Genomic DNA, 1,329 nt, shown 5'->3' with positions numbered 1-1,329 from the left:
GGGATAAGGCAGTGGCAGGGCCATTCGGTTCCCTCCTGAGCGGTGTAGGCCCTCAGGCCTGCGCCAGCTCCTCGCGCATTTGCTGGATGACGGCGGCGTAGTCGTCCTTGCCGAAGATGGCGGAGCCGGCCACGAAGGTGTCGGCGCCGGCGGCGGCCACGTCACGGATGTTCTTTTCAGAGACGCCGCCATCCACTTCCAGGCGGATGTCGTAGCCGCTGGCATCGATCATCTGGCGCACGGCGCGGGTCTTGTCCAGGGTGGAGGGGATGAACTTCTGGCCACCGAAGCCCGGGTTCACGCTCATCAGCAGGATCATGTCCAGCTTGTCCATGACGTATTCCAGGCAGTCAGGACGGGTGGCCGGGTTGAGCACCAGGCCGGCTTTGCAGCCGTGGCTTTTGATCAGTTGCAGGGAGCGATCCACGTGCTGGCTGGCTTCCGGGTGGAAGGTGATGTAGCTGGCGCCGGCCTCGGCGAACATGCCGATCAGGTCGTCCACCGGGCTGACCATCAGGTGCACGTCGATGGGAGCGGTGATGCCGTGGTCGCGCAGGGCCTTGCAGACCATGGGGCCGATGGTCAGGTTGGGCACGTAGTGGTTGTCCATCACGTCGAAGTGGATCACATCCGCCCCGGCGGCCAGCACGTTATCGCACTCTTCCCCGAGACGGGCGAAGTTGGCCGCGAGAATGGAGGGGGCGATCAGATAATCCTGCTTGGGCATGAAGATTCCTCAGTAAAGACAGTTGCGAATAACGAGTTTCGGGTGGCGAAAAGCAAATTCAAAAGCGCCGGTTTGGCCTTTCGAAACGCGTTGCTCGCAACTCGAAACCCAGTGATCGCGCCGCCAGCGACGCTCCTACAAAACCATTTGCGGCGCAGGATCAGGGGCTTTTGAGTAACCGATCCAGTTCCTCCAGGCGCTCCGGGGTGCCGATGTCCCACCATTGACCCGGGTGGTGCTCACCGCTGACGGCATCATCGCCCATGGCGGCGCGCAGCAGCGGCGCCAGTTTCGCTTCGCCATCGGGCAGATCCCGGAACAGTGCCGGATCGAACCGCCCCATGCCTGCATAGGTCAGCCTGTGTTCGCCATTATCGCGCACCCGGCCCCTTTCTGTCAGATGAAAATCCCCACCCGGGTGATGGTCCGGGTTATCCACCAGCACCAGATGCACCGGGTCGGGCCGCTCGGTCACCAAACTGGACAGGTCAAAGTCGGTCCAGATATCGCCGTTGACCAGCACAAAGGGGGCATCCCCCAGCAAGGGCAGCGCCCGGCGAATGCCGCCGGCGGTTTCCAGCGGGGTACCTTCATGGGAATAG

Annotated in this window: 2 protein-coding genes; both read right to left on the bottom strand. The window is 62.8% G+C overall.

The annotated features are described in order from the left end of the window. Positions 1 to 52: 52 nt before the first annotated feature. On the bottom strand, positions 53 to 727 hold the full coding sequence (rpe, locus tag HUJ17_RS15735) for a ribulose-phosphate 3-epimerase (protein ID WP_063509967.1): 675 nt from the start codon (positions 725 to 727) through the stop codon (positions 53 to 55). Positions 728 to 887: 160 nt separating this feature from the next. Then, positions 888 to 1,329, bottom strand: a 442-nt coding sequence (locus tag HUJ17_RS15730; protein WP_290511577.1) for a mannose-1-phosphate guanylyltransferase, incomplete at its 5' end; no start/stop codon positions are given.

This window comes from Alcanivorax sp. (assembly GCF_014762765.1).
Taxonomy (GTDB): domain Bacteria; phylum Pseudomonadota; class Gammaproteobacteria; order Pseudomonadales; family Alcanivoracaceae; genus Alcanivorax.
Note: the sequence above shows the minus strand (reverse complement) of the source record. Positions and strands in the feature narration are given on the sequence as shown.

Coding starts and splice junctions, on each gene's coding strand:
- rpe (WP_063509967.1), bottom strand. CDS start 727: ATGCCCAAGCAGGATTATCTGATCGCCCCCTCCATTCTCGCGGCCAAC.